The following is a 21070-nucleotide window of genomic DNA, read 5'->3' on the forward strand; positions in this document are numbered from 1 at the left end:
GGCTATACTTCGGCCCATGAGCATTATGTCCCGACCGTCTGTTCGTCTCGCACTGGTTGGTGCGACCTTTGTCCTGCTTGCCGCCTGCGGCAACAAGGGCCCGCTGGTGATGCCGCAGAAGCCGGTGCCGGTGGAAGCCCAGCCGGTGCCGCAGCCGGCGGATGCGTCGCAACCGCTGGACGAGTCCACGCCTGCGCCGGTGGATGGCGACACCAAGCCTGCATCCACCACCGACCAGCCCGCTAGCAGCGGCAATGAGCGCTGACGGTCGCAGCGGGCGTCTGCGTTTCACCAAAATGCATGGCGCCGGCAATGATTTCGTGGTGCTGGACCTGCGCGACGGTACGCCACCACCGGATGCCGCACTGGCAGCGCAGTTGGCCGACCGCCACTTCGGAATTGGCTGTGATCAGATCCTGACCATCGAGGCGCCGCGCAGCGAAGGCGCCGCGGCAGCCTACGGCATCTGGAATTCCGATGGCTCGGCCGCGCGCCAATGCGGCAATGGCGCACGTTGTGTCGCCGCGTGGCTGGTGCGCGACGGCACCGCCCAGGGGGAGCGCTTCATCATCGACAGTCCGGCGACCGCGCACGCGGTCGAGCGCCTCGACGGCGACCGCTACGCGGTGGCGATGGGCGTCCCGCAGTTCGAGCCCACCCAGATTCCGCTGGCCGGGTTTGCGCATGCACGCGACGAATATGCGCTGCCGGTGCACGGCGAGACCGTGCGCTTTGGTGCGGTGTCGATGGGCAACCCACACGCGGTGGTCGAAGTCGGTCGCGTCGATGCAGCGCCGGTGGAACGCGTGGGCGCGCTGCTGCAGCAAAACGCTGCGTTTCCCGATTCGGTCAATGTGGGTTTCGCGCAGGTGGTCGACCCCGTGCATGTGCGCCTGCGCGTGTTCGAGCGCGGCGTTGGCGAAACGCTGGCCTGCGGAAGTGGCGCCTGTGCGGCTGCGGCGGTGTTGATGCAGCGCGGCCGTGTCGAGCGCGATGTGCAGGTGTCCTTGCCCGGTGGCGAGTTACGCATTCGTTGGCCCGGCGACCAGGAGCAGGTGGTGATGTCCGGCCCGGCTGTGTTCGTCTTCGATGGAGAGTGGAACCGATGAGCGAGAACACGGATAAATTCGGCGCGCACGAGGTGGCCACGTGGTTGCGACGTCACCCCACCTTCCTCAAGCAGTTCCCGGATCTGGCGGTGAGCTTGCTGGTGCCGCGCGACGACGGCCCCACCGCCTCGTTGGCCACCTACCAGCTGGAAGTACTACGCGACAAGAACCGCGAACTGTCGCGCCGCCTGCACGAGCTGGGCAGCAATGCGCAGGAAAACGAGCGGCTGGCAGTACGCACCCATCAACTCACGCTTGCGTTGATGCGCCAGACCAGCGCGGCCGACACGCTCAAGGCCATGGCCGCCTCGCTGGCAGAAGATTTCAACGGCGAACTGGTGCGGCTGGTGTTGCTCAAACCCATCGATGCGCTGGATGCGGACTGGCTGCAGATCATCGCAATCGACGACGCGCGGCTGGCGCCGTTCCGCGATTGCCTCAACGATGGCGAGCCCATCTGCGGCCGCCTGCAGGCTGAAAAACACGCGCTGCTTTACGGCGCACAGGCGGGGCAGGTGCAATCCACCGCGTTGCTGCCGCTGCCGGGCATCGGCCTGATCGCAGTGGGGAGCAGCGATGCCAACCGGTTCTATCCCGGCATGGGCACGCTGTTCCTGCGCATGATGGGCGAATCGCTGAGCGTGGCGTTGCAACGCTTCGACGTGTGAGGCCGATGGCTGCGTCCATCGACGTTGGCGACGTGGGGTCGTTGGCGATGGCGCTGCTTCCGCAGCGGGGAGGGCGAGGTGGTGGCAGTCGACTATCCGGGTTGTCTGCACCTGCAGGGCGCGCGTTCGCGCGCATGTTGCAGATGACGGCAGTCACGCCGCGATATCGGAGGCGCTGACGTGTCATCGGTCGATGAGTTCCTGACGTACCTGCAGGTCGAGCGGCAAGTATCGGCGCACACGCTGGACGCGTATCGGCGCGACCTTGCTGCCCTGGTCGTCTGGGCGTCTGAGCAGAAGACAGACGATGGCGTGCAGGACGCTGCAGTGCCTGCCGAGACTGCACAGTTCGATAGCGCGCACTTGCGGCAATTCGTTGCGGCAGAACATCGGCGCGGGCTGTCGGCAAAGAGCCTGCAGCGCCGTCTGTCGGCATGCCGCAGTTATTACGCCTGGTTGCTCAAGCGTGGCCGCATTTCGGCCAGCCCGGCGGCGGCGCTGCGTGCGCCGAAGGCGCCGCGCAAGTTGCCGCAGGTGCTGGACGCCGACGAAGCAGTGCGTCTGGTGGAAGTACCGACCGATGCGCCACTAGGCCTGCGCGATCGTGCGCTGCTGGAAGTGTTCTACTCGTCCGGGCTGCGCCTGAGCGAGTTATGCGCATTACGCTGGCGCGACCTGGACCTGGACAGCGGCCTGGTGATGGTGCTCGGCAAAGGCAGCAAGCAGCGTCTGGTGCCGGTGGGCTCGCACGCGATCGCCGCCTTGCGCGAATGGCGGCGCGACAGTGGTGCAAGCGCCGACAGCCACGTCTTCCCTGGCCGTGCCGGCGGTGCGATTTCGCAACGTGCGGTGCAGATCCGCATCAAGCAACTTGCCGTGCGTCAGGGCATGTTCAAGGACGTGCATCCGCATATGCTGCGCCACAGTTTCGCCAGCCATATCCTGGAATCGTCCGGCGATCTGCGCGGCGTGCAGGAGTTGCTGGGCCATTCGGACATCGCCACCACCCAGATCTACACGCATCTGGATTTCCAACACTTGGCCAAGGTCTACGATGCTGCGCATCCGCGTGCCAGGCGCAAGAAAGCTGCAGAGTGAGCGCTAAGCTGTAAGCAGCCGGCAGCCGGCGTCATCGACTCCTGCGGTTCACTGCCGCAGGTCGGTCTGCATGTCGCGTGCAAACGTGTTGCCGTCTCGCAAGTGAGCGCTGCCACACCAGCCTGCGGCGACTGGTCGCAGCGTGCTTGAACCCGGCAGGGGCGTCCCCACCTCCTTGGAAACCCCCGGAGGATCCATGGACCCTAGCCAGAACCCCAACATCGTTCACGCCACCACCATCATTTCGGTTCGACGTGGTGGGCATGTCGCCGTCGCCGGCGATGGCCAGGTCACCCTTGGCCATACGGTCATGAAGGGCAATGCACGCAAGGTGCGTCGGCTCGGGCGCGAGGGTCAGGTGCTGGCCGGTTTCGCCGGTGCGGCAGCCGATGCGTTCACCTTGTTCGAATTGTTCGAAGCCAAGCTCGACAAGCATGGCCAACTGACGCGCGCTGCAGTGGAACTGGCCAAGGATTGGCGCACCGAGCGCCGGCTGGGCAAGCTCGAAGCGCTGCTGGCTGTGGCCGATAAAGAAACCTCGCTGATCATCAGCGGCACCGGCGATGTGATCGAACCGGAAGACGGCATCATCGCCATCGGCTCGGGTGGCTCGTACGCCTTGTCGGCTGCGCGCGCGCTGCTGGCGCACACGCAACTGGATGCCAAGACCATTGCCGCCGAAGCGATCAATATCGCCGGCGATATCTGCATCTATACCAATCGCAACGTGGTGGTCGAAGAGCTGTGAATCGGGAGTGGGGAATCGGGAATCGCAACAGCGGTTTCGTCCCCACTTCGACGCCATAGGCTCTTGATGTTTGCTTTTGCGATTCCCCTTTCCCAATTCTCGATTCCCTAATGCCTAATATCGATACCGCCACCATGACTCCGCGCGAAATCGTGCAGGAGCTCGACCGTCATATCGTTGGTCAGCACGACGCCAAGCGCGCGGTTGCCATCGCGCTGCGTAACCGCTGGCGCCGCATGCAGTTGCCGGAAGAACTGCGCAACGAAGTGATGCCCAAGAACATCCTGATGATCGGCCCTACCGGTGTGGGCAAGACCGAGATCGCACGGCGCCTGGCGACACTGGCCAACGCGCCGTTCGTCAAGGTCGAAGCCACGCGCTTCACCGAAGTGGGGTATGTGGGCAAGGATGTGGAGCAGATCATCCGCGACCTGGCCGATACCGCCGTCAAGCTGTATCGCGAGCAGGCCAAGGTGCGCGTGCGCAACCAGGCCGAAGAGCGTGCCGAAGACCGCATCCTGGACGCATTGCTGCCACGTCGCGCGACCGGTATCGGGTTTGATCCGGAAGCGGCGCGCAACGAGCCCTCCTCGCAAGATAACGACACCCGCATCAAGTTCCGTCGCATGCTGCGCAACGGCGAGCTGGACGAGCGCGAGATCGAACTGGAAGTGGCGGTGAACGCCAGCATGGACATCATGACCCCGCCGGGCATGGAAGAAATGGGCCAGCAACTGCGCCAGATGTTTTCCAATCTGGGCAGCGGCAAATCCCAGAAGCGCAAGCTCACCATCAAGGCAGCGCGCCCGCTGTTGATCGAAGAAGAAGCGGGCAAATTGGTCAACGAAGACGATGTGCGCACCGCGGCCATCGAAGCGTGCGAGCAGCACGGCATCGTGTTCATCGATGAGATCGACAAGGTGGCCAAGCGCGGCGAAGCCGGCTCCAGCGGTGGCGATGTCAGTCGCGAAGGCGTGCAGCGCGATCTGTTGCCGCTGGTGGAAGGCTCCAACGTGTCCACCAAGTACGGCACGGTCAAGACCGACCACATCCTGTTCATTGCATCAGGCGCGTTTCACCTGGCCAAGCCCAGCGATCTGATCCCGGAGCTGCAGGGCCGCTTCCCGATCCGCGTGGAACTGACTGCGCTGACCAAGGCCGATTTCGTCCGCATCCTCACCGAGCCCAAGGCCGCCTTGATCAAGCAGTACGAAGCCCTGTTGCAAACCGAAGGTGTGGCGTTGACGTTTGCGTCCGATGCGGTGGATCGGCTTGCCGAGATTGCCGCGCAGGTCAACGAGCGCCAGGAGAATATCGGCGCCCGTCGCCTGCACACCGTGTTGGAGCGTTTGCTCGATGTGTTGAGCTACGAAGCGCCCGATCGCGATGGGCAGAGCGTGACCGTGGACGCCGCCTATGTGGATGCGCAGCTGGGTGAGCTGGTACAGGATCCGGACCTGAGCCGCTACATCCTCTGACGACGTTGCACGGCAACCTGCGCGTGGGATGGAACAGACCCGCCAATGGTTGGTCTTTTTGTTTGCAGCATGCGCGACGGACGAGGCGGGCTTTGGCAATGATCGGCATTGTGGTATCGGGCGACGCAACGCCCGCTGCGCAGCGGCATTGCCCGCGGCCTGTGATGGTGCGGCAATGCCATGGTGCTTTAGCTGACCTCAGTCCTCGCCAATATCTTCGTTCCACACATCCGGGTTGGCGGAAATATAGCCGCCGAGCAGATCGATGCATTCCTGGCTCTGCAGATCGATCACGTTGACGCCGTGCTCGCGCAACCATGCGATGCCGCCCTGGAACGTGACCGATTCGCCGACCACCACGGTGCCGATGTTGAACTGGCGCACCAGCCCGCTGCAGTACCAGCACGGCGCCAGCGTGGTGACCATGATGGTGTCCTTGTAGCGGCGCTGGCGGCCGGCCTTGCGAAACGCGTCGGTCTCCCCGTGTACCGAGGGATCGTTTTCCTGCACGCGGCGATTATGGCCGCAGCCAAGCAGGCGCCCGTCGTTGTGATACAGCGCCGCGCCGATCGGGATGCCGCCTTCGGCCAGGCCCTGGCGGGCCTCGGCAATGGCGGTGTCCAGCAACGCGCGGTAATCGGGAGTGGTGATCATGCGAACTCCAAAGGGGCCGCGCCGGCAGGGCGCAGCATGTCGAGATGGGGAATGCCGTCTTCCAGGTATGGTGCGGAAGCAGGTGCAAATCCGTGCGCCGCGTAGAACGATTGCAGGTGCGCCTGCGCACCGAGCTGGATCGCGCAACCCGGCCACTGCGCGTGCACCAACCCGATGCCTTCGCGCAACAGCGCATGCGCCAGTCCAGTGCCACGAAATGCAGCAGCGACGATCACACGGCCGATGCTCGGTTCGGAATAACTCAAGCCTGGGGGCAGCACGCGCAGGTAAGCCGCCAACGCAGCGTCATTGGCGGTACCCAGCACATGCAGCACGGCGGGATCGGTATCTTTGCCATCCAGTTCGGGATAGGCGCATTGCTGCTCCACCACAAACACATCCGTGCGCAGCCGCAGCAGCGCATACAGCTGCATGGCGCTCAGTTGCGCAAACCGCAGATGTTGCCAGCGCAGGGAAGGAAGAGGCTTGGTGGGCATCACTGCATGATAGCGGCTGTGCCGCGGTTGAGCTGCGACGTCATGCCTATGGGGACTGGCCGACCTGCCTGCGTGCGACGGCATTGCTGCCCACGCTCGGGGGCAGGTTGTGCCTAGTCGACCGCGCTGTCGGTATCGACGGCCACCACCACCGACATGCCCGGCCGCAGCCGCGGCGCCAGCGGCTGGTCCGGATCGACGCTGATGCGCAGCGGAATGCGCTGGGCAATCTTGACGAAGTTGCCGGTGGCGTTATCGGCCGGCAGCACGCTGAATTCGGAGCCGGCAGCCGGCGAAATGTCCTGCACGCGGCCATGCAGACGCGCATTGTCCAGTGCATCCACGGTGAAGCTGGCGCGCTGGCCGATCCGGATCCGGGCCATCTGGGTTTCCTTGAAATTGGCCACGATCCACAGCGTGTCCGGCACCAGCGACATCAGCTGCGTGCCGTTGGTGACGTAGGCGCCCTGGCGCACGCCAAGCTGACCGAGCTGGCCATCGCGCGGGGCCAGGATGCGCGTGTTGTCCAGGTTGATCCGTGCCAGCTGCACGGCGGCCTGCGCGTTGGCAACCGCGGCTTCCAACGCGGCGCGGTTGACGGTCACGCCGCGCGCGTTTTCTTCGGCGGCCTGCACTGCGGCACGTGCCTGCGCCACGCCGGCCTCGGCCTGCGCGCGCGCGGCGAATGCGGTGTCGCGGTCCTGTTCGGAGACCAGTTGCTGGCTGGCCAGCTGCTGCGTCCGTGCATAGGCCGAACGGGTGCGGTCGCGTTGTGCCTGGTTGCTGCTCAGCGCCGCGCGTTGCTCGGCAATCGTCGCTTCGGCGCTATGCCGTTGTTGATCCCAGTTGGCGAGGTTGGCCTGCGCGGTCTGCACTTGCGCCTTGGCCTGTTCGAGTTGCTGGGCATAGATGCGGTCGTCGATGCGTGCCAGCAGCTGGCCGCGCTTGACGTGCGCAAAGTCCTGCACCGGCACCTGCGTGACATAGCCGCTCACCTGCGGCGCAATCACGGTGATCTGACCGTGCACCATCGCATTTTCGGTGCGTTCGATCGCACTGACGAACGGCGGCAACCGCCAGGCATACAGCACCAGCGCCACGCCGATCAGGGCGAGCCCGCCGAAGCCGATGACCCCGGCGAGACGGCGACGCCGACGACGTTGCCGGTCGGCAGGCGGGGAGGAATCTGCTGGTGTATTCATGGGCGCGCAGTGGGAGCAGGAGGGGAGGGCGATACCGAGGGCCGCAGATAGCGGCGCCACACCAGCACGGACAGGATCCACACGCCGGTGGCGATGGCGATGCAGCCGATCAACAGGAACACGTCGTTGTACGCCAGCACATTGGCCTCGCGCGTGGCGACGGTGCCCAGCGTGCGCACGCCTTGGGCCTGACGCAGTGCCGGGTCGCCGATGCTGCGGCCATACAGGCTTGCATAGGCCTGCACGCGCGCGGCCACCTGCGGGTCGGTCAGCACCAGATGTTCAACCAACTGGCTGGAATGGTATTTCTCGCGCACCACCTGCACGGTGCCGAGCAGGGCGCTGCCGAGCAGGCCGCCCATGTTTTGCGCCATGCCGAACAGCACGATGAAACTGATCAGGTTGCCCGGCTGCGCGATCACCCGGCCGATGCCGGCCACCATCGCCGGGCCGATGAAGAACGTGCTGCCGAAGGCGAGCAGGAACTGGCTCGCATACATCTGCTCGGGGCGGGTGAGGCTGGTGGCATCGGCATCCATGAAGCAGCCGGTACAGATGGCCGCCACCGCGATGATCAGATGTTCGGCAACCCGCGCCGGGTTGATCAGCCACGCGCTGGCCGCCACGCCGACCACTGCGCCCAGCAGCATCAGCGCGAACAGGGTCTGCAGTTGCGTATTGGCCAGGCCCAGCGTCTGGAAGAAGCCGATGGCGCCGGTGCTTTGTTCGGACAGCACCAGCCGGATCAACAGAATCGCCAGCCCCAGCCGCAACATGTCCGCACTGGCCAGCCAGCGCGTGTTGATCATCGGATTGCGGCGGTTGTGTTCGATCCAGGCCGCCGTGCACAGCAGCACGATGGATGCGGCCAGCACCACGCCCAGCCACGGCGTACTGGTCCACCACAGCAGGCGCCCGAGTGAGAGCACCGCGGCCAGGCCGGCGGCGCCGGTGGCGAACAGACTGAAGGTGAGGAAATCCAGCGGCTCGAACACGCGATACCGGTCGCTCGGCGGTAACTTGAGCGCCAGCACGCAGGCCAGCGCGAACACCGCCAGCCCGCACTCGAACAAGTACAGGCCTTGCCACTCGCCAAATTCCAGCAGGTCGGTGGAAAACACCCGCGCCAGCGGCAACGCCAGTTGGGTCATGCCCAGGCCCAGCACCACGGCCTTGAGCCGGTATTTCGTTGGAAATGCCTGGATCACGTAGTACAGGCCCAGCGAGCTGAGCGCGGCGCCCACCAAGCCATGCGCGGCGCGCACGGTGATCGCCGAGCTCAGGCTGTGCACGAACAGATGCGCGAAGGCGATGAGCGCGTACAGCGTCAGGAAGATTTCGGTGAACCGGCGCAGCCCGAACTGCTGGCGAAACTTCACCAGCAGCAGGTTCGCCGACATGTTGGTCATCACGTAGGCGGCCGGCAGCCAGGCCATTTCGGTGGCGTAGGCGCCCAAGGTGCCTTGCAGATAGGTCAGGTTGGCGGTGACCAGGGCATTGCTCAGCCCGCCGGTGAGCGCCACCACCACGCCCACCAGGCCGTACTGGATCCGCCGCCGGGTAGGGTGCAGCGGGGTGGAGGCCGACCCCGGCAGGGTGGGCCGCTCATGGGGCTGCCAGTCGCGCTGGACGTACTTGTCGCGCACTGAATGCTCGCAGGGCTGGTCGCAGGTGAAAGCGCGATTGTGGTCCGGTTGCGGTCATGGTGGCGTCAGCGGTGCGATAATCCGCCCATGAGCGAATCCCCCTATACCTCCGGTACTACCCATTTCGGCTTTCGCGATGTCGCTGCCAAGGACAAGCAGAAGCTGGTCGGTGAAGTGTTCACCTCGGTCGCGCGCAATTACGACCTGATGAACGATCTGATGAGCCTGGGCGTGCATCGCGCATGGAAACGCTACTTCGTGGCGACCGCGCAGGTGAAGCCAGGCGACCGCGTGCTGGACCTGGCCGGCGGCACCGGCGACATCGCCGTGCTGCTCAAGGAGCGGGTGGGCAACGAAGGGGCCGTGGTGCTGGGCGACATCAATGCCGGCATGCTGTCGGTGGGCCGCGACCGGCTGACCAACCGCGGCTTGGTGTCCGGTTTCGACTACGTGCAATGCAACGCCGAAGCGCTGCCGTTCCCGGACCAGAGTTTCGATCTGGTGACCATTTCCTTCGGCCTGCGCAACGTCACCGACAAGGACGCCGCCTTGCGCGAGATGTACCGCGTGCTGAAGGTGGGCGGACAGGCGCGCGTGCTGGAATTTTCCGAAGTCACCGCCGACTGGTTCAAGCCGATCTACGACTTCCACTCGTTCAAGATCCTGCCCAGGCTGGGCCAGCTGTTCGCGCGCGATGCCGATAGCTACCAGTACCTGGCCGAAAGCATCCGCAAGCATCCGCCACAGGAATCGCTCAAGGGCATGATGGGCGAGGCCGGGTTTGCGCGTTGCCACTTCAAGAACCTCACCGGCGGCATCGTGGCGATCCACTCCGGCTACAAGATCTAAGCAGGGCGGTTGAGCCGGCTGGCGTCGGCGCGCTTAGCGTGCGCTGGCGCTCGCCCACCGCGTGCACGGGATCGCTTGTTGAGGCGAACCGGTGCCGCACATGGGTACAACCAGCGAAGTCTGAGACTTCCGTCGCGTTGGCTCCACACGCTCTCGGCGACACTAAGCGCTCTTTTGCCGGAGTGTTGGATGCGCTTGTACGCCGGGCTCTCGCGCGTGTTTCCCCGCTCCTTCAGCGCCAAACTGCTGGCGGTGACCTTCCTGGGCATCCATCTGCCGTTGCTGTTGTTGATCGCCTGGTTGGCATCGCAGAGCGAACTGGACGGGCGCCCGCTGTGGTCGGTGGTGATCGTGGCATTGCTGGCCACGCTGGCCGGCACCGCGCTGACCCTGGTTGCGCTGTATCGGCTGCTGGCGCCGCTGCGCATCGCCGCCGATGCGCTGGATTCGTATTACGCCGATCAGCGCCTGCCCACGCTTCCGGAACAGGGCGACGACGAATTGGGCCGGCTGTTGCGCGGCATCAACCGCAGCCTGCGTGGCATCGATGCCGGCATGCGCGATCTCAAGAAACACGCCTTGTTCGACCCGCTGACCGAGGCGCTGAACCGGCGCGGTTGCGAACAGGCGATGCGCGATTCGGTGATCGCCTCGCAACGCGAAGGCTGGCCGTTCGTGCTGTTCGTGCTGGACATGGACAACCTCAAACAGATCAACGACCGCTTCGGCCATCTGGCTGGCGACCGCGTGCTGGTGCGCCTGGTGGACTCGGCCTACGGCTGGTTGGGCGCGCAGGACTGGGTCGGGCGTTGGGGCGGCGACGAATTCCTGATCGGCATCCATGCAAGCGAAGACGATGCCACGCTCAAGCTCAACCAATGGCTCTCGATGCTCGAGCGCGAGGATGCCGGCGATGCGCCGCTGCATGTGAGCGCCGGCAGTGCGGTGTGCGAACAAGGGCTGGATGCCACCGAACTGTATCGCCGCGCCGATGCGGCGATGTATCGCGCCAAGTTCTCCGGTGGCCGGCGTCTGGTGCGCGACGGGCACGACGCTCCGCGCGGCCATCCGGTGATCTGACCTGGGCAAGCCGGCTGCGATACTGAGTGGCAGGTCATCGCTTATGGCCGCCGATGGCACGGGCAGGCTGCGGCGCAGGGCGCTAAAATGCCCAATTCTCCTTGCTGCGGTGCCGTCGATGCGCTTCCCGTTCCTGTCGCTGTCCCTGGCCGTGTCCATCGCGCTGGCCGGCTGTTCCAATGACTCCACGCCGTCGGTATCCCCCACCGCGCCGGCCGCCACTGCCAAGGCTCCCGTGAAAGCAGACGCCCGCAACCACGACGAAAGTTCCTACGCCCAGCCGCAGTTGGTGGTCATCAAGGACCTGGCGCTGGACCTGAAGCTGGATTTCGATGCCAAGCAGATCGGCGGCACTGCCACCTACACGCTGGAGTGGAAGGACAAAGCCGCCAAGCAACTGGTGCTGGATACGCGCGAGTTGAGCATTGCGCAGGTACAGGCAGACGATGGCAAGGGCGGCCTGTCGCCGCTGCAGTTCGCCCTGGCGCCGGCCGACAAGACCTTCGGTAGCAAACTCACCATCGAAGCGCCGAATCAGCCGGGCAAGGTGGTGATCACCTATCACACCGCGCCGACGGCCTCGGGTCTGCAGTGGCTGGAGCCGTCGATGACCGAAGGCAAGCAGCTGCCTTTCATGTTCAGCCAGTCGCAGGCGATTCACGCGCGCAGCTGGGTGCCGCTGCAGGACACCCCGAGCGTGCGCTTCACCTATAGCGCACATGTCACCTCGCGCCCGGACGTGATGGTGCTGATGAGCGCCGACAACGACCCCAAGGCGGCACGCGACGGCGATTACAGCTTCACGATGCCCGAGCCGATTCCGTCCTACCTGCTGGCGATCGCCGCCGGCGATGTGGTGTTCAAGCCGATTTCCGCGCGCTCGGGCGTGTGGGCCGAGCCGGCCATGGCCGACAAGGCCGCCAAGGAATTCGAAGACACCGAAAAGATGATCGGTGCGGCCGAAAAACTTTACGGTCCGTATCGCTGGGGCCGTTACGACATGCTGGTGCTGCCGCCGTCGTTCCCGTTCGGTGGCATGGAAAATCCGCGCCTGACCTTCGCCACGCCCACCGTGATCGTCGGCGACAAGTCGCTGGTCTCTTTGGTGGCGCACGAACTGGCGCATAGCTGGTCGGGCAACCTGGTGACCAATGCCAGCTGGAAGGACATCTGGCTCAACGAAGGGTTCACCACCTACGTGCAGGGCCGCATCACCGAGGCGCTGTACGGCACCGAGATGGCCGAGATGGAGCGCGAGATCGACCAGGGCGATCTGCTGGCCGAAGTGAAGGACATGCCGCCGGCCGACCAGGTGCTGGAGTTGCCGCCGCTGGCCCAGCGCGACCCCGACGAGGCCTTGAGCCAGGTCGCCTACGTCAAGGGCGCGTGGTTCCTGCAGTTCCTGGAGCAGCGCTTCGGCCGCGAGGTATTCGACCCGTTCCTGCGCGGCTGGTTCGACGATCACGCCTTCCAGAGCGCCACCACCGACCAGTTCGTCGATTACCTGAAGAAGAACCTGCTGGACAAGCATCCCAACACGGTGAGCGCGGCCGACGTGGATGCGTGGCTGAAGCAGCCGGGCATTCCGGCATTTGCGGCCAAGGCGCGCTCGCGCAGCTTCTCGATCGTGGATACCGCACGCATCGCCTGGAGCGGCAGCGGCACCTTGCCGAACAAGCAGGTCACCAGCGAGTGGGGCACGCAGGAATGGGTGCACTTCCTCAGCGGCATGGGCGCCACGCTCAAGCCCGAGCAGCTCAAGCAGCTGGACGAGGCGTACCACTTCACCGGCACGCCGAATGGCGAGATCGCGATGCGCTGGTATCCGCTGGCCATTCGCAGCGGCTACACCGACGCGCGCGCTGCCGCGGGCGAGTTCATCGAACGCGTCGGCCGCCGCAAGCTGGTGCTGCCGATCTACGCCGAATTGTTGAAGACCCCGGATGGCATCGCGTTCGCCGAACAGGCCTTCGAAAAGGCCAAGCCCAGCTATCACCCGATCACCACCGCATCGGTGGCCGAGATGATCGCCAAGGCGAAAGCGGCACCGCCGGCGCAGCCGTAGTGGCAGCGGAGGGCGTTGCAGCGCTCTCCCGCCACCTCCATCGCTGCCGTAGGAGCGCACCCGGGCGCGAGGTGGCGTTACCGGGAATGCTCCATCGCGCCCGGGTGCGCTCCTACGGTCTACGGGTTTGATCGCGGGCAGGCTGGTATCGTTGACGTTGAATTCGCCCCGGAGTCGACGATGAAGTATCTGCTGAGCGCGGCCTTGTGCGTCGCCGCCTTGAGTGCCTGCACCGACCGCGAGGCGCAACGTCAGGCGCAGGCCACCGCGCAGGCGCAGGCCAAGGAAACCCAGGCCGAGGCGCTCGCCAAGCAATACGACGAAGCGGTGAAAGCGCAGAACTGGGACATGGCGCGTGCGCATGGTGCGGCCTTGATCGAAGGTTATGCGGGCACTGCGGCCGCCACGCGCATCGAGCCAGGCTATGCCGATATCAAGGCCAAGGGCGAGCAGGCGCGCGAGCTGCGCCGCATGCAGGCGCTGTGGCAATACTCGCAGGTGCCGGCCAAGGGCGGTACGTAGCGCTCGGCGATGATCGACGCCAAGCAACGTGTGGATGTGGATGGCAGCGGACCCAAGCCGGTCAGCCTGGTGTTTCGCGATCATCCGCAGTGGAAGCGCCACAGCTACCTCGTGCTCAAGGCCGGCGATTTCAACTGCTACGGTGGCTGCAAGGTGCAGGTGACGGCCGATGGCGGCGCACCGCGTGCCCTGGCGGCGCACCGCCCGGATACCGACGAAGCCATTGCCATGTTCATCGACGATGACAAAGCGTTGTGGAAGCTCGTACGCAACGCCAAGCGCATCGGCATTACCTTCCCGGTCAAGGCCGGCGGTACGCGCACCGCAGAGTTCGAGGTCGGCGGCCTGGACACCACGCAGATGCCCGGGTGGAAGTAGGCGAGTCCGCGATGAGTGCTGGCGTACACCGATCTGTTTGCGAGTTGGTGCAGCACTGCCGCGCTTGATCGATAGTGCAGCACCCCGGTGTGATGGCGCTGCAGCGCACCGGCATTCAGCGCTCGGGATGGTCAGCAGACCTGGCGCGCATTCGTTCGGATGAAGGGGCGCGCGCGTTGGCGTGTCCGCGCAGGGACATGTCGAGCGAGCGCCACCCGCACCTGGTTGGCAATGCGCGCAAACGCCTGGTTGACCGCCTTGGGCGAGGTCGCCGATTGCGCACTGCAGGTTGGCCGCGCCGCCGCCTGCCGCACCGAATCGATCACTTTGATGTCTTTGCAAGGATGGACAACATGACAAGCGCCGCTCTCTCTCCCACGTTGTCCGACTATCGCCATTGGGTCTTCGACATGGACGGCACGCTGACCGAAGCTGCGCACGATTTCGCCTTGATCCGCCGCGTCCTGGACATTCCGCCAACGGCGGACATCCTGCATCACCTGGCAGCGTTACCGGCCGACGAAGCGGCGGCCAAGCATGCCTGGTTGCTCGAACACGAGCGTGCGCTCGCCCAAGGCGCACGCGCCGCGCCGGGCGCAGTGGCGCTGGTGCGCGCGCTGCATGCCGCCGGTTGCCGGCTTGGCATGCTCACCCGCAACGCGCGCGAGCTGGCAAAGATCACGTTGCAGGCGATCGGTCTGGACGATGCATTCGCCTGGGACGACATCGTTGGCCGCGACGAGGCTGCCCCAAAACCTGCGCCCGACGGGCTGCATTATTTCGCGCGGCGCTGGTCGGTGCAGGGCAGCGCGCTGGTCATGGTCGGCGATCACCACAATGACCTGGCCTGCGGCCGCGCCGTCGGTGCGTGCACTGTCCTGGTCAATACACCCGGCGACCCCTGGCCCGGTTTCGCCGACTGGCGCCTGCACGATTGCACGCAGTTGCTCGCGCAATGGGAGAGCTAGGGTGGCGCGTTGTGTCTGTGCAACGGGGGTAACGTGCACCCGAGCAGGCATGGGAACTGTTGACTAGCCGCCGACGTCATGACGCGTCGTGGACGGCGCACCTGTCTATTGGCCGTACCCGTCTCCGCATTCGCCTTTCTGACGCCTTCGCCCAGCGGGGGAGAAGACCGGCATGCCTGGCGACATCGCGCAGTGCTGCTTGCCATAGCGCATTGCCCTGCATCAGCGGCGCAGCGATCTGAGTTCAGGACACGCTCGGCGTTGCTGGGATGTCACTGGACCGTCTGCACCACCTGTGTCACAGCACGTGCTGCGCAAACTGTGCCAAAACCGTGACAGCGCGAGATGCCCAGCGCGCCGTCATCACCCCCGGCCCTCGCTGACTCGACGTGGTGCGGCGCACCAGTGTGCTGGCATGCCGTTTGCTCAGGTCTCTCCCGACGTTTCCTACGTCCGCATCGCCACGGCGGTGATAGCGCCTGCGCTGCGGGATGTTTCAACCGACTGGTTGTTCAAACGAGAGGGGTAGACGCACATGCACCAATCTTCCTGTCGCAGCGTACGCAGCGCCGCGCTGCTCATGCTTGCGCTGAGCGCCGTTCTGTCTGGCTGCAAGAAAGACACACCCACCGAAACTGCGGCGCCGGCAACGGCTGCAACACCTGCCGCTGCGCCCGCCGCTGCACCCGCCGCCGCGGCCGTGGTCGACACCGATAGCGAGTTCACCGCCAATGCCAGCAATGCGGACAACTGGGGTGGCGTGGGGCGCGACTTCGCACTCACCCGGCATAGCCCGCTGGCCGAGATCAATCGCGACAACGTCAAGAATCTGAAGATGTCGTGGGAGATGAAAACCGACGCCACGCGCGGCCACGAAGGCCAGCCGCTGGTGATCGGCAGCATCATGTACATGGTCAGCGCGTATCCGAACAACGTGTTCGCCATCGATCTTGCGGCGCAGGACGACGGCGGCAAGGTGTTGTGGAAATACACCCCGCAACAGGACGAACGGTCGGTGGCGGTGGCGTGCTGCGATACGGTCAATCGCGGCGCCTCGTATGCCGACGGCAAGCTGGTCTTCGGCAGCCTCAGCGGCGATGTGATCGCGCTCGATGCCAAGACCGGCAAGGAAGTGTGGAAGCAAAAACTTGCGCACCCGGACAAGGGCGAAACCATCACCATGGCGCCGATCATCGCCGACGGCAAGGTGGTTGCCGGCATCAGCGGCAACGAGTTCGGCGTGCTCGGTCGCGTGGCCGCCTACAACCTTGCCGATGGCAAGCAGGCATGGTCCTGCGATGCGGCCGGTACCGACAAGGCGATCTGCCTGGGCCCGGATTTCAACAAGGCCAATCCGCAGCATGGCCAGCTCGGCGACCTGGGCGTCAAGACCTTTCCCAACGACGAATGGAAGCGCGGCGGTGGTGCAGCGTGGGGCTGGTATAGCTACGACCCGAAGTTGAAGCTGGTGTACTACGGCACCGGCAATCCCGGCCTGTGGAGCCCGTCGTACCGTTGCGGCAAGACCTCGCAGGAGGAATGCAACAACGGCGAGCATGACAACAAGTGGTCGATGACCTTGTTCGCGCGCAAGATCGATACCGGCGAGGCGGTATGGGGCTACCAGAAGACCCCGTTCGACCAGTGGGATTACGACGGCATCAACGAGCCGATCCTGGTCGACCTGAGCATCGATGGCAAGCAGGTTCCGTCGGTGGTGCAGTTCGACCGCAACGGGTTTGCCTACGTACTCGATCGGCGCGATGGCACGCTGCTGCGCGCGCACAAGTTCGTGCCGGCCAACTGGGCCGAACGCATCGACATGAAGACCGGTCGCCCGGTGAAGATGGCCGCGCATTCGCCGCTGGAACGCGGCAAGAAGGTGCAGGCGTTCCCCTCGGCGATGGGCGGCAAGGACCAGCAGCCGTGCTCGGTGGATCCGGCCAATGCGGCGGTGTTCTTCTGCGGCACCAATAACTGGCACATGGAGCTGGAACCGCAGGAGCGCGGCAACACCATGATGGGTCTGCCGTACGTGTTCGCCAACGTGATGATGAAGCCGAATGAGCCGGGCGCGCTGGGCATCGTCAAGGCGTTCGATGTGGTGGAAGGCAAGTCCAAGTGGGAGATCAAGGAGAAGTATCCGGTGTGGAGCGGCACCCTGGTCACCGACGGCGGGCTGGTGTTCTACGGCACGCTGGATGGGTGGTTCCGCGCGGTGGACAAGGACACCGGCAAGAAGTTGTGGGAGACCAAGTTGCCGTCCGGCATCATCGGTAACCCCATCGCCTACAAGGCCAACGGCCATCAGTACGTGGCGGTGTTCTCCGGTATCGGCGGGTGGATCGGCTTGCCGGTCACTGCAGGCCTGGATCCGTCCGATCCGTATGGCGCACTGGGTGCGGCGGGGCTGGCGTTCGGTGCGGGCTTCGACAAGATCCCGCTCGGCGGCATGGTCCACAGCTTCCGTATCGATGGCGCCGGCAAGACCGTGACTGCCACTGCCACTGCCACTGCCACTGCCACTGCCACTGCCACCGCAGGCGGCGGCACCGCCAATGCAGCAGCGAAGACGGCACGATGACCTGCACGCAAGGCGTTGGGCGCGCACCTCGGCAGCTTGCTGCCGGGGTGCGCGGCATCACCCGGCACCTGCAGCAGGTGCTGGTGCTGTGCAGCCTCGGACTCGTCGCCGCAGGCTGCACACGCGAGCCGTCCTCACCGACGGCTCGCGCTTCTCATTCCGCTGCGGCGTCCGCTGCGGCGCCTGCATCCACCGCTGCGCCGGCAACCACGCCTTCCGCGGCATCCGCGCCGCCACCTACGCCAGATCCGCACGTCCTGCGCGTGTGCGCAGACCCGGGCAACATGCCGTTGTCCAACAAGGCCGGCGAAGGCTTCCAGAACAAGATCGCGCAGGTGGTTGCCGATGCCATGGGCCGGCGCCTGGAATACGAGTGGCGCACCTATTACCAGCGCGGCCTGGCGCGTAGCACCATCAATGCGGGCCGCTGCGATGTACTGATGGACCTCAACAGCGATTTCGAGCAGGGGCTGACCACGCGCCCGGTCTATCGCTCGGCGTATGTGCTGGTCACACGTCAAGGCTTGTCGTTGAGGCCGACCTCGCTGGACGACCCGGCGTTGAAAAAGCTGCGCCTGGGCGTGTTCCAGAGCTCGCCTGCGCGTCAGGCGCTGTACGAGCACGGCATCAGCGGTGAGGTGCAATACCTGTTCTACGACTCGGCCACCGCACCGGAAGAACACCCCGGCAAGCTGGTCGAACGGGTCGCCGCCAACACGCTGGATGCGGCCGAATCCTGGGGCCCGGTCGCCGGGTATTACGCGCAGCGCAGCGGCCTGGGTCTGGTGCCCTTGAACACCATCGACGATGCGGTACTGGAGTATTCGATGGCCTGGGCGGTGTCGCGCAAGAATGCCGACCTGCGTGATGCATTGAACACGGCGTTGCAGCAAAGCGCGGCCAAGATCGCGGAAATCCTGCGCAGGTATCACGTGCCGCTGGTGCGCTGTCGTGACTGCGTGGTAGCCGGCGAGCTGGCATCGCATGGGCCGTATGTCACGCCCACACCGGCATCCACTGCGCCCAGCCCGGCGGCCTCATCGCAGGAGCTGGCGCAGCTGCAATTACGCATCGCCGACGGTGCCGACCCGAATCAGGAACTGGCGCATGCGCTGGATGCCGGCGATGCCGTGCGTGCGGCATGGCTGCTACGCCATGGCGCCGATGCCAATCACCCCAACCTGCTGGGCGAGCCGCCGCTGCACCAGGCCATCCGCAACCAGCAGCCGGATCTGGTCGGCCTGCTGCTGGATGCCGGCGCACGCCTGGACGCCCGCGACGCCAGCGGCTGGACCGCGCTGATGAAGGCGGCCTGGGCCAACGATGCGGACAGCGTCAGCAGGCTGCTGGCCAAGCGCGCGCCGGTGGATACCGTGTCCAGCGATGGCTGGAGCGCACTGGATCTTGCGGTGTCGTATGCCGATGTCGCGGTGGTGCAGGCGTTGCTGGACAAGGGCGCGAATGTGCGGCGCGCCAATCCCACCGGATTCACCCCGGTGATGTTTGCCGTGGCGCGCGACGACCCGGCCATTCTCGATGCCGTGCTCGCACGCGGCGCCGAGGTCGGTCACGCCAATCAGGCTGGTGTCACCGCGCTGATGCTGGCCGCAGCGGCCGGACGCGAGGCGGTCGCCAAACGGTTGCTGGTTGCGGGCGCCGACCCGTCTGTACGTAACCGCGACGGCAAGACCGCCGCAGATCTGGCGCAGGCACGTGGCGACACCCCACTGGCCACGCTGCTCACCAAGGCCAGGCGCCCAGCGCGCGAATGACTGCGTCACCCGCCGCGTGCACGGGGTGCGCGGTGTTCCCTCCGATCAGAAAGGTTCGTTCATGCGCACGTCCACCAAGGGTTGTTTCGATCGTCTTGTCCGCGCACCGCTGTGCGCGTTGATGTTCAGCGTCGTGCTGGCGGCATGCGGCAAGGAGGCACCGCCGGCATCGGCCGCCGATGCACCGCCCCCGCCACCGGCGGCCGCCAGCGCACCGGCGCCTGCGCCAGCCGCCGGCAGCGCAGCGCCTGCGGCCGCAACTGCAGCTGCACCCGCAGCAATGCCCAACCCCGCAGCGGGGCCAGCCCCGGATCCGGCAACGCCGGCCGCGCCACCTGCCACGATCGTGCCGATTCCCAAGGGACCCGAGGTCAAGGTCACGCCCGAGCTGGTCGCCGAAGGCAAGAAGATCTATTTTTCGGCCGGCTGCAATGCCTGTCACGGCGGTACCGGTGGCGGTGGCATGTGCCCGCCGTTGACCAACGACATCTGGGTGTATGGCAGCGACGACGACACCTTGCGCACGCTGATCAGCGAAGGCACCGCGGCCATGATCACCCACGGCAAGACCCGTATCGGGCACGAAAAGGTGGTGGGGCAGATGCCGCCGTTCGCACCGGTACTCAAGCCCGGCGATACCGAAAAGTTGCTCGCCTTCATCCACTCGATCAACAAGACCGCGGGCAAGGCGCAATGAGCTCAGCGCCTGCTCGCTGGTCGCGCATGTGTGCAGCAGGGATGTTGGGTGCGTTGCTGCTGGCGGGCTGCCAGCGCGATGCCGTCACGCCGGCCTCCACCACCGCACCTGCGGCGAGCGGCAACGCAACACCGGCGCCGGCGCCGGCAACGCCGCCGGTGCTTGCGTATGTGCCCAATCAACGCAGTGGCACCGTTTCGGTGATCGATACGCACACCGACACGGTGGTGCGCACGCTCAGCGCGCAGGGCCGGCTCGGCAAGCGCTTGCAGCAGCTATTGCCCGGCCCGCAAGGGCATCTGTACCTGATCGATGCCGAGCACCACAGGTTGGTCGAACTGGATAGCGAAAGAGATGCGGTGTTGCGCAGCGTGGACATCGGCGAGAACGCCGAAGGCATCGCGTTGTCGCCGGACGGCAAGCAATTGGCGGTATGCGTGGAAGGCCAGAATCAGGTGATGCTGATCGACGCGGCGCAACTCGCCGTGCAGCAGGTGATCGCCACGCGCGGGCAGGCGCCGGAGCATTGCGCCTACACCCCGGATGGCAAGTGGTTGCTCACCAGCAATGAAGGCTCCAACGACATGGACATGATCGAACTGGCCACCCATCGATCGCGCGGTGTGGTGGCCACCAGCGGTCATCCGCGCGGCATGACGTTCGCACCCGACGGGCACAGCGTGTACATCGCGCAGGAAACCGCCAACGTGGTGGACGTGATCGACCTGCAGACGCGTCAGCGTCGCGCCAGTCTGCCGGCCGGCGTGCGCACCGCCGGCGTCGCGCTGTCGGCCGATGGCACGCGGCTGTATGCGTCCAACGGCGGCGCCGGCACGGTCAGCGTGATCGATCTCAATACCGCGCGCGCGCTGGCCGAGATTCCGGTTGGGCAGCGTCCGTGGAATCCGGCGTTGACGCCTGCCGGCGACAAGCTCTATGTCGCCAACGGGCGATCCAACAGCGTGAGCGTGATCGACACCGCCAGCTTGCGCGAACTCAAACAGATCCCCGTGGGCGAGCTGCCGTGGGGCGTGATCATCGCGCGCTGAGCGGCC

At 65.6% G+C, this 21070-nt stretch carries 18 protein-coding genes and 1 pseudogene; 15 read left to right on the forward strand and 4 right to left on the reverse strand.

Annotation, left to right across the window (positions count from 1 at the left end; genetic code table 11):
• Window positions 1-16: 16 nt before the first annotated feature.
• From EO156_RS16685 to hslU, 6 genes are all read left to right on the forward strand, one after another.
• Complete coding sequence (locus tag EO156_RS16685; protein ID WP_011050444.1) at window positions 17-265, forward strand: lipoprotein; 249 nt, start codon at window positions 17-19, stop codon at window positions 263-265.
• Window positions 255-1109: a diaminopimelate epimerase gene (gene dapF / locus EO156_RS16690; protein WP_015462841.1), complete on the forward strand. Its 855-nt coding sequence runs from the start codon at window positions 255-257 to the stop codon at window positions 1107-1109. The genes EO156_RS16685 and dapF overlap by 11 nt, the downstream gene beginning before the upstream one ends.
• On the forward strand, window positions 1106-1777 hold the full coding sequence (locus EO156_RS16695; protein ID WP_003482765.1) for a DUF484 family protein: 672 nt from the start codon (window positions 1106-1108) through the stop codon (window positions 1775-1777). Before dapF ends, EO156_RS16695 begins: the two co-directional genes overlap by 4 nt.
• A gap of 180 nt (window positions 1778-1957) precedes the next feature.
• Window positions 1958-2875, forward strand: coding sequence for a tyrosine recombinase XerC (gene xerC / locus EO156_RS16700; protein ID WP_003482764.1), 918 nt, complete (start codon window positions 1958-1960; stop codon window positions 2873-2875).
• A gap of 196 nt (window positions 2876-3071) precedes the next feature.
• Window positions 3072-3623 carry an ATP-dependent protease subunit HslV gene (hslV, locus tag EO156_RS16705; protein WP_003482763.1) on the forward strand — a complete coding sequence of 184 codons (552 nt, stop codon included), beginning with the start codon at window positions 3072-3074 and terminating at the stop codon, window positions 3621-3623.
• Window positions 3624-3733: 110 nt separating this feature from the next.
• Window positions 3734-5101 (forward strand): ATP-dependent protease ATPase subunit HslU, encoded by a 1368-nt coding sequence (gene hslU, locus EO156_RS16710; RefSeq protein ID WP_003482762.1) that lies wholly within the window; start codon window positions 3734-3736, stop codon window positions 5099-5101.
• Window positions 5102-5299: 198 nt separating this feature from the next.
• Here hslU and EO156_RS16715 read toward each other — a convergent pair whose 3' ends face one another.
• The 4 genes from EO156_RS16715 to EO156_RS16730 form a co-directional block, all read right to left on the reverse strand.
• Window positions 5300-5755: a nucleoside deaminase gene (locus EO156_RS16715; protein WP_003482760.1), complete on the reverse strand. Its 456-nt coding sequence runs from the start codon at window positions 5753-5755 to the stop codon at window positions 5300-5302.
• Window positions 5752-6252 (reverse strand): GNAT family N-acetyltransferase, encoded by a 501-nt coding sequence (locus EO156_RS16720; RefSeq protein WP_016849759.1) that lies wholly within the window; start codon window positions 6250-6252, stop codon window positions 5752-5754. Before EO156_RS16720 ends, EO156_RS16715 begins: the two co-directional genes overlap by 4 nt.
• Before the next feature lie 113 nt (window positions 6253-6365).
• Window positions 6366-7454 (reverse strand): HlyD family secretion protein, encoded by a 1089-nt coding sequence (locus tag EO156_RS16725; protein ID WP_011050449.1) that lies wholly within the window; start codon window positions 7452-7454, stop codon window positions 6366-6368.
• Window positions 7451-9100 (reverse strand): MFS transporter, encoded by a 1650-nt coding sequence (locus EO156_RS16730; RefSeq protein WP_016851546.1) that lies wholly within the window; start codon window positions 9098-9100, stop codon window positions 7451-7453. Before EO156_RS16730 ends, EO156_RS16725 begins: the two co-directional genes overlap by 4 nt.
• A gap of 87 nt (window positions 9101-9187) precedes the next feature.
• Here EO156_RS16730 and ubiE point away from each other — a divergent pair, with 87 nt between their 5' ends.
• The 9 genes and pseudogenes from ubiE to EO156_RS16780 all read left to right on the forward strand — a co-directional run bounded on the left by ubiE (window position 9188) and on the right by EO156_RS16780 (window position 21064).
• The gene (gene ubiE, locus EO156_RS16735) at window positions 9188-9949 is read left to right on the forward strand and encodes a bifunctional demethylmenaquinone methyltransferase/2-methoxy-6-polyprenyl-1,4-benzoquinol methylase UbiE (RefSeq protein ID WP_003482754.1); all 762 of its coding nucleotides are present in this window, start codon (window positions 9188-9190) and stop codon (window positions 9947-9949) included.
• A 189-nt stretch (window positions 9950-10138) separates the two neighbouring features.
• A complete protein-coding gene (locus EO156_RS16740; RefSeq protein ID WP_003482753.1) occupies window positions 10139-11029 on the forward strand; it encodes a GGDEF domain-containing protein in 891 nt (296 codons plus the stop codon).
• A 118-nt stretch (window positions 11030-11147) separates the two neighbouring features.
• A complete protein-coding gene (locus EO156_RS16745) occupies window positions 11148-13094 on the forward strand; it encodes a M1 family metallopeptidase (RefSeq protein WP_015472604.1) in 1947 nt (648 codons plus the stop codon).
• 180 nt (window positions 13095-13274) lie between these two features.
• Window positions 13275-13994, forward strand: a pseudogene (locus EO156_RS16750) (hypothetical protein).
• A gap of 353 nt (window positions 13995-14347) precedes the next feature.
• The gene (locus EO156_RS16760) at window positions 14348-14962 is read left to right on the forward strand and encodes an HAD family hydrolase (RefSeq protein WP_078583719.1); all 615 of its coding nucleotides are present in this window, start codon (window positions 14348-14350) and stop codon (window positions 14960-14962) included.
• Window positions 14963-15497: 535 nt separating this feature from the next.
• A complete protein-coding gene (locus tag EO156_RS16765) occupies window positions 15498-17546 on the forward strand; it encodes a methanol/ethanol family PQQ-dependent dehydrogenase (protein ID WP_078585829.1) in 2049 nt (682 codons plus the stop codon).
• Entirely contained in the window at window positions 17543-19318 is a 1776-nt protein-coding gene (locus EO156_RS16770; RefSeq protein WP_026007308.1) for a quinoprotein dehydrogenase-associated putative ABC transporter substrate-binding protein, read from the forward strand. The genes EO156_RS16765 and EO156_RS16770 overlap by 4 nt, the downstream gene beginning before the upstream one ends.
• Window positions 19319-19343: 25 nt before the next feature.
• Window positions 19344-20015: a c-type cytochrome gene (locus EO156_RS16775; protein WP_029828033.1), complete on the forward strand. Its 672-nt coding sequence runs from the start codon at window positions 19344-19346 to the stop codon at window positions 20013-20015.
• Window positions 20012-21064 carry a beta-propeller fold lactonase family protein gene (locus tag EO156_RS16780; protein ID WP_016849937.1) on the forward strand — a complete coding sequence of 351 codons (1053 nt, stop codon included), beginning with the start codon at window positions 20012-20014 and terminating at the stop codon, window positions 21062-21064. Before EO156_RS16775 ends, EO156_RS16780 begins: the two co-directional genes overlap by 4 nt.
• The last annotated feature ends 6 nt before the right edge of the window (window positions 21065-21070 follow it).

The sequence above is a fragment of the Xanthomonas sp. DAR33341 genome, from assembly GCF_003992815.1.
GTDB lineage: Bacteria > Pseudomonadota > Gammaproteobacteria > Xanthomonadales > Xanthomonadaceae > Xanthomonas > Xanthomonas cissicola.

Coding starts and splice junctions, on each gene's coding strand:
- EO156_RS16720 (WP_016849759.1), bottom strand. CDS start 6,252: ATGCCCACCAAGCCTCTTCCTTCCCTGCGCTGGCAACATCTGCGGTTT.
- EO156_RS16780 (WP_016849937.1), top strand. CDS start 20,012: ATGAGCTCAGCGCCTGCTCGCTGGTCGCGCATGTGTGCAGCAGGGATG.
- EO156_RS16740 (WP_003482753.1), top strand. CDS start 10,139: ATGCGCTTGTACGCCGGGCTCTCGCGCGTGTTTCCCCGCTCCTTCAGC.
- dapF (WP_015462841.1), top strand. CDS start 255: ATGAGCGCTGACGGTCGCAGCGGGCGTCTGCGTTTCACCAAAATGCAT.
- EO156_RS16745 (WP_015472604.1), top strand. CDS start 11,148: ATGCGCTTCCCGTTCCTGTCGCTGTCCCTGGCCGTGTCCATCGCGCTG.
- EO156_RS16760 (WP_078583719.1), top strand. CDS start 14,348: ATGACAAGCGCCGCTCTCTCTCCCACGTTGTCCGACTATCGCCATTGG.
- hslU (WP_003482762.1), top strand. CDS start 3,734: ATGCCTAATATCGATACCGCCACCATGACTCCGCGCGAAATCGTGCAG.
- EO156_RS16715 (WP_003482760.1), bottom strand. CDS start 5,755: ATGATCACCACTCCCGATTACCGCGCGTTGCTGGACACCGCCATTGCC.
- hslV (WP_003482763.1), top strand. CDS start 3,072: ATGGACCCTAGCCAGAACCCCAACATCGTTCACGCCACCACCATCATT.
- EO156_RS16765 (WP_078585829.1), top strand. CDS start 15,498: ATGCACCAATCTTCCTGTCGCAGCGTACGCAGCGCCGCGCTGCTCATG.
- EO156_RS16695 (WP_003482765.1), top strand. CDS start 1,106: ATGAGCGAGAACACGGATAAATTCGGCGCGCACGAGGTGGCCACGTGG.
- EO156_RS16770 (WP_026007308.1), top strand. CDS start 17,543: ATGACCTGCACGCAAGGCGTTGGGCGCGCACCTCGGCAGCTTGCTGCC.
- EO156_RS16685 (WP_011050444.1), top strand. CDS start 17: ATGAGCATTATGTCCCGACCGTCTGTTCGTCTCGCACTGGTTGGTGCG.
- ubiE (WP_003482754.1), top strand. CDS start 9,188: ATGAGCGAATCCCCCTATACCTCCGGTACTACCCATTTCGGCTTTCGC.
- EO156_RS16725 (WP_011050449.1), bottom strand. CDS start 7,454: ATGAATACACCAGCAGATTCCTCCCCGCCTGCCGACCGGCAACGTCGT.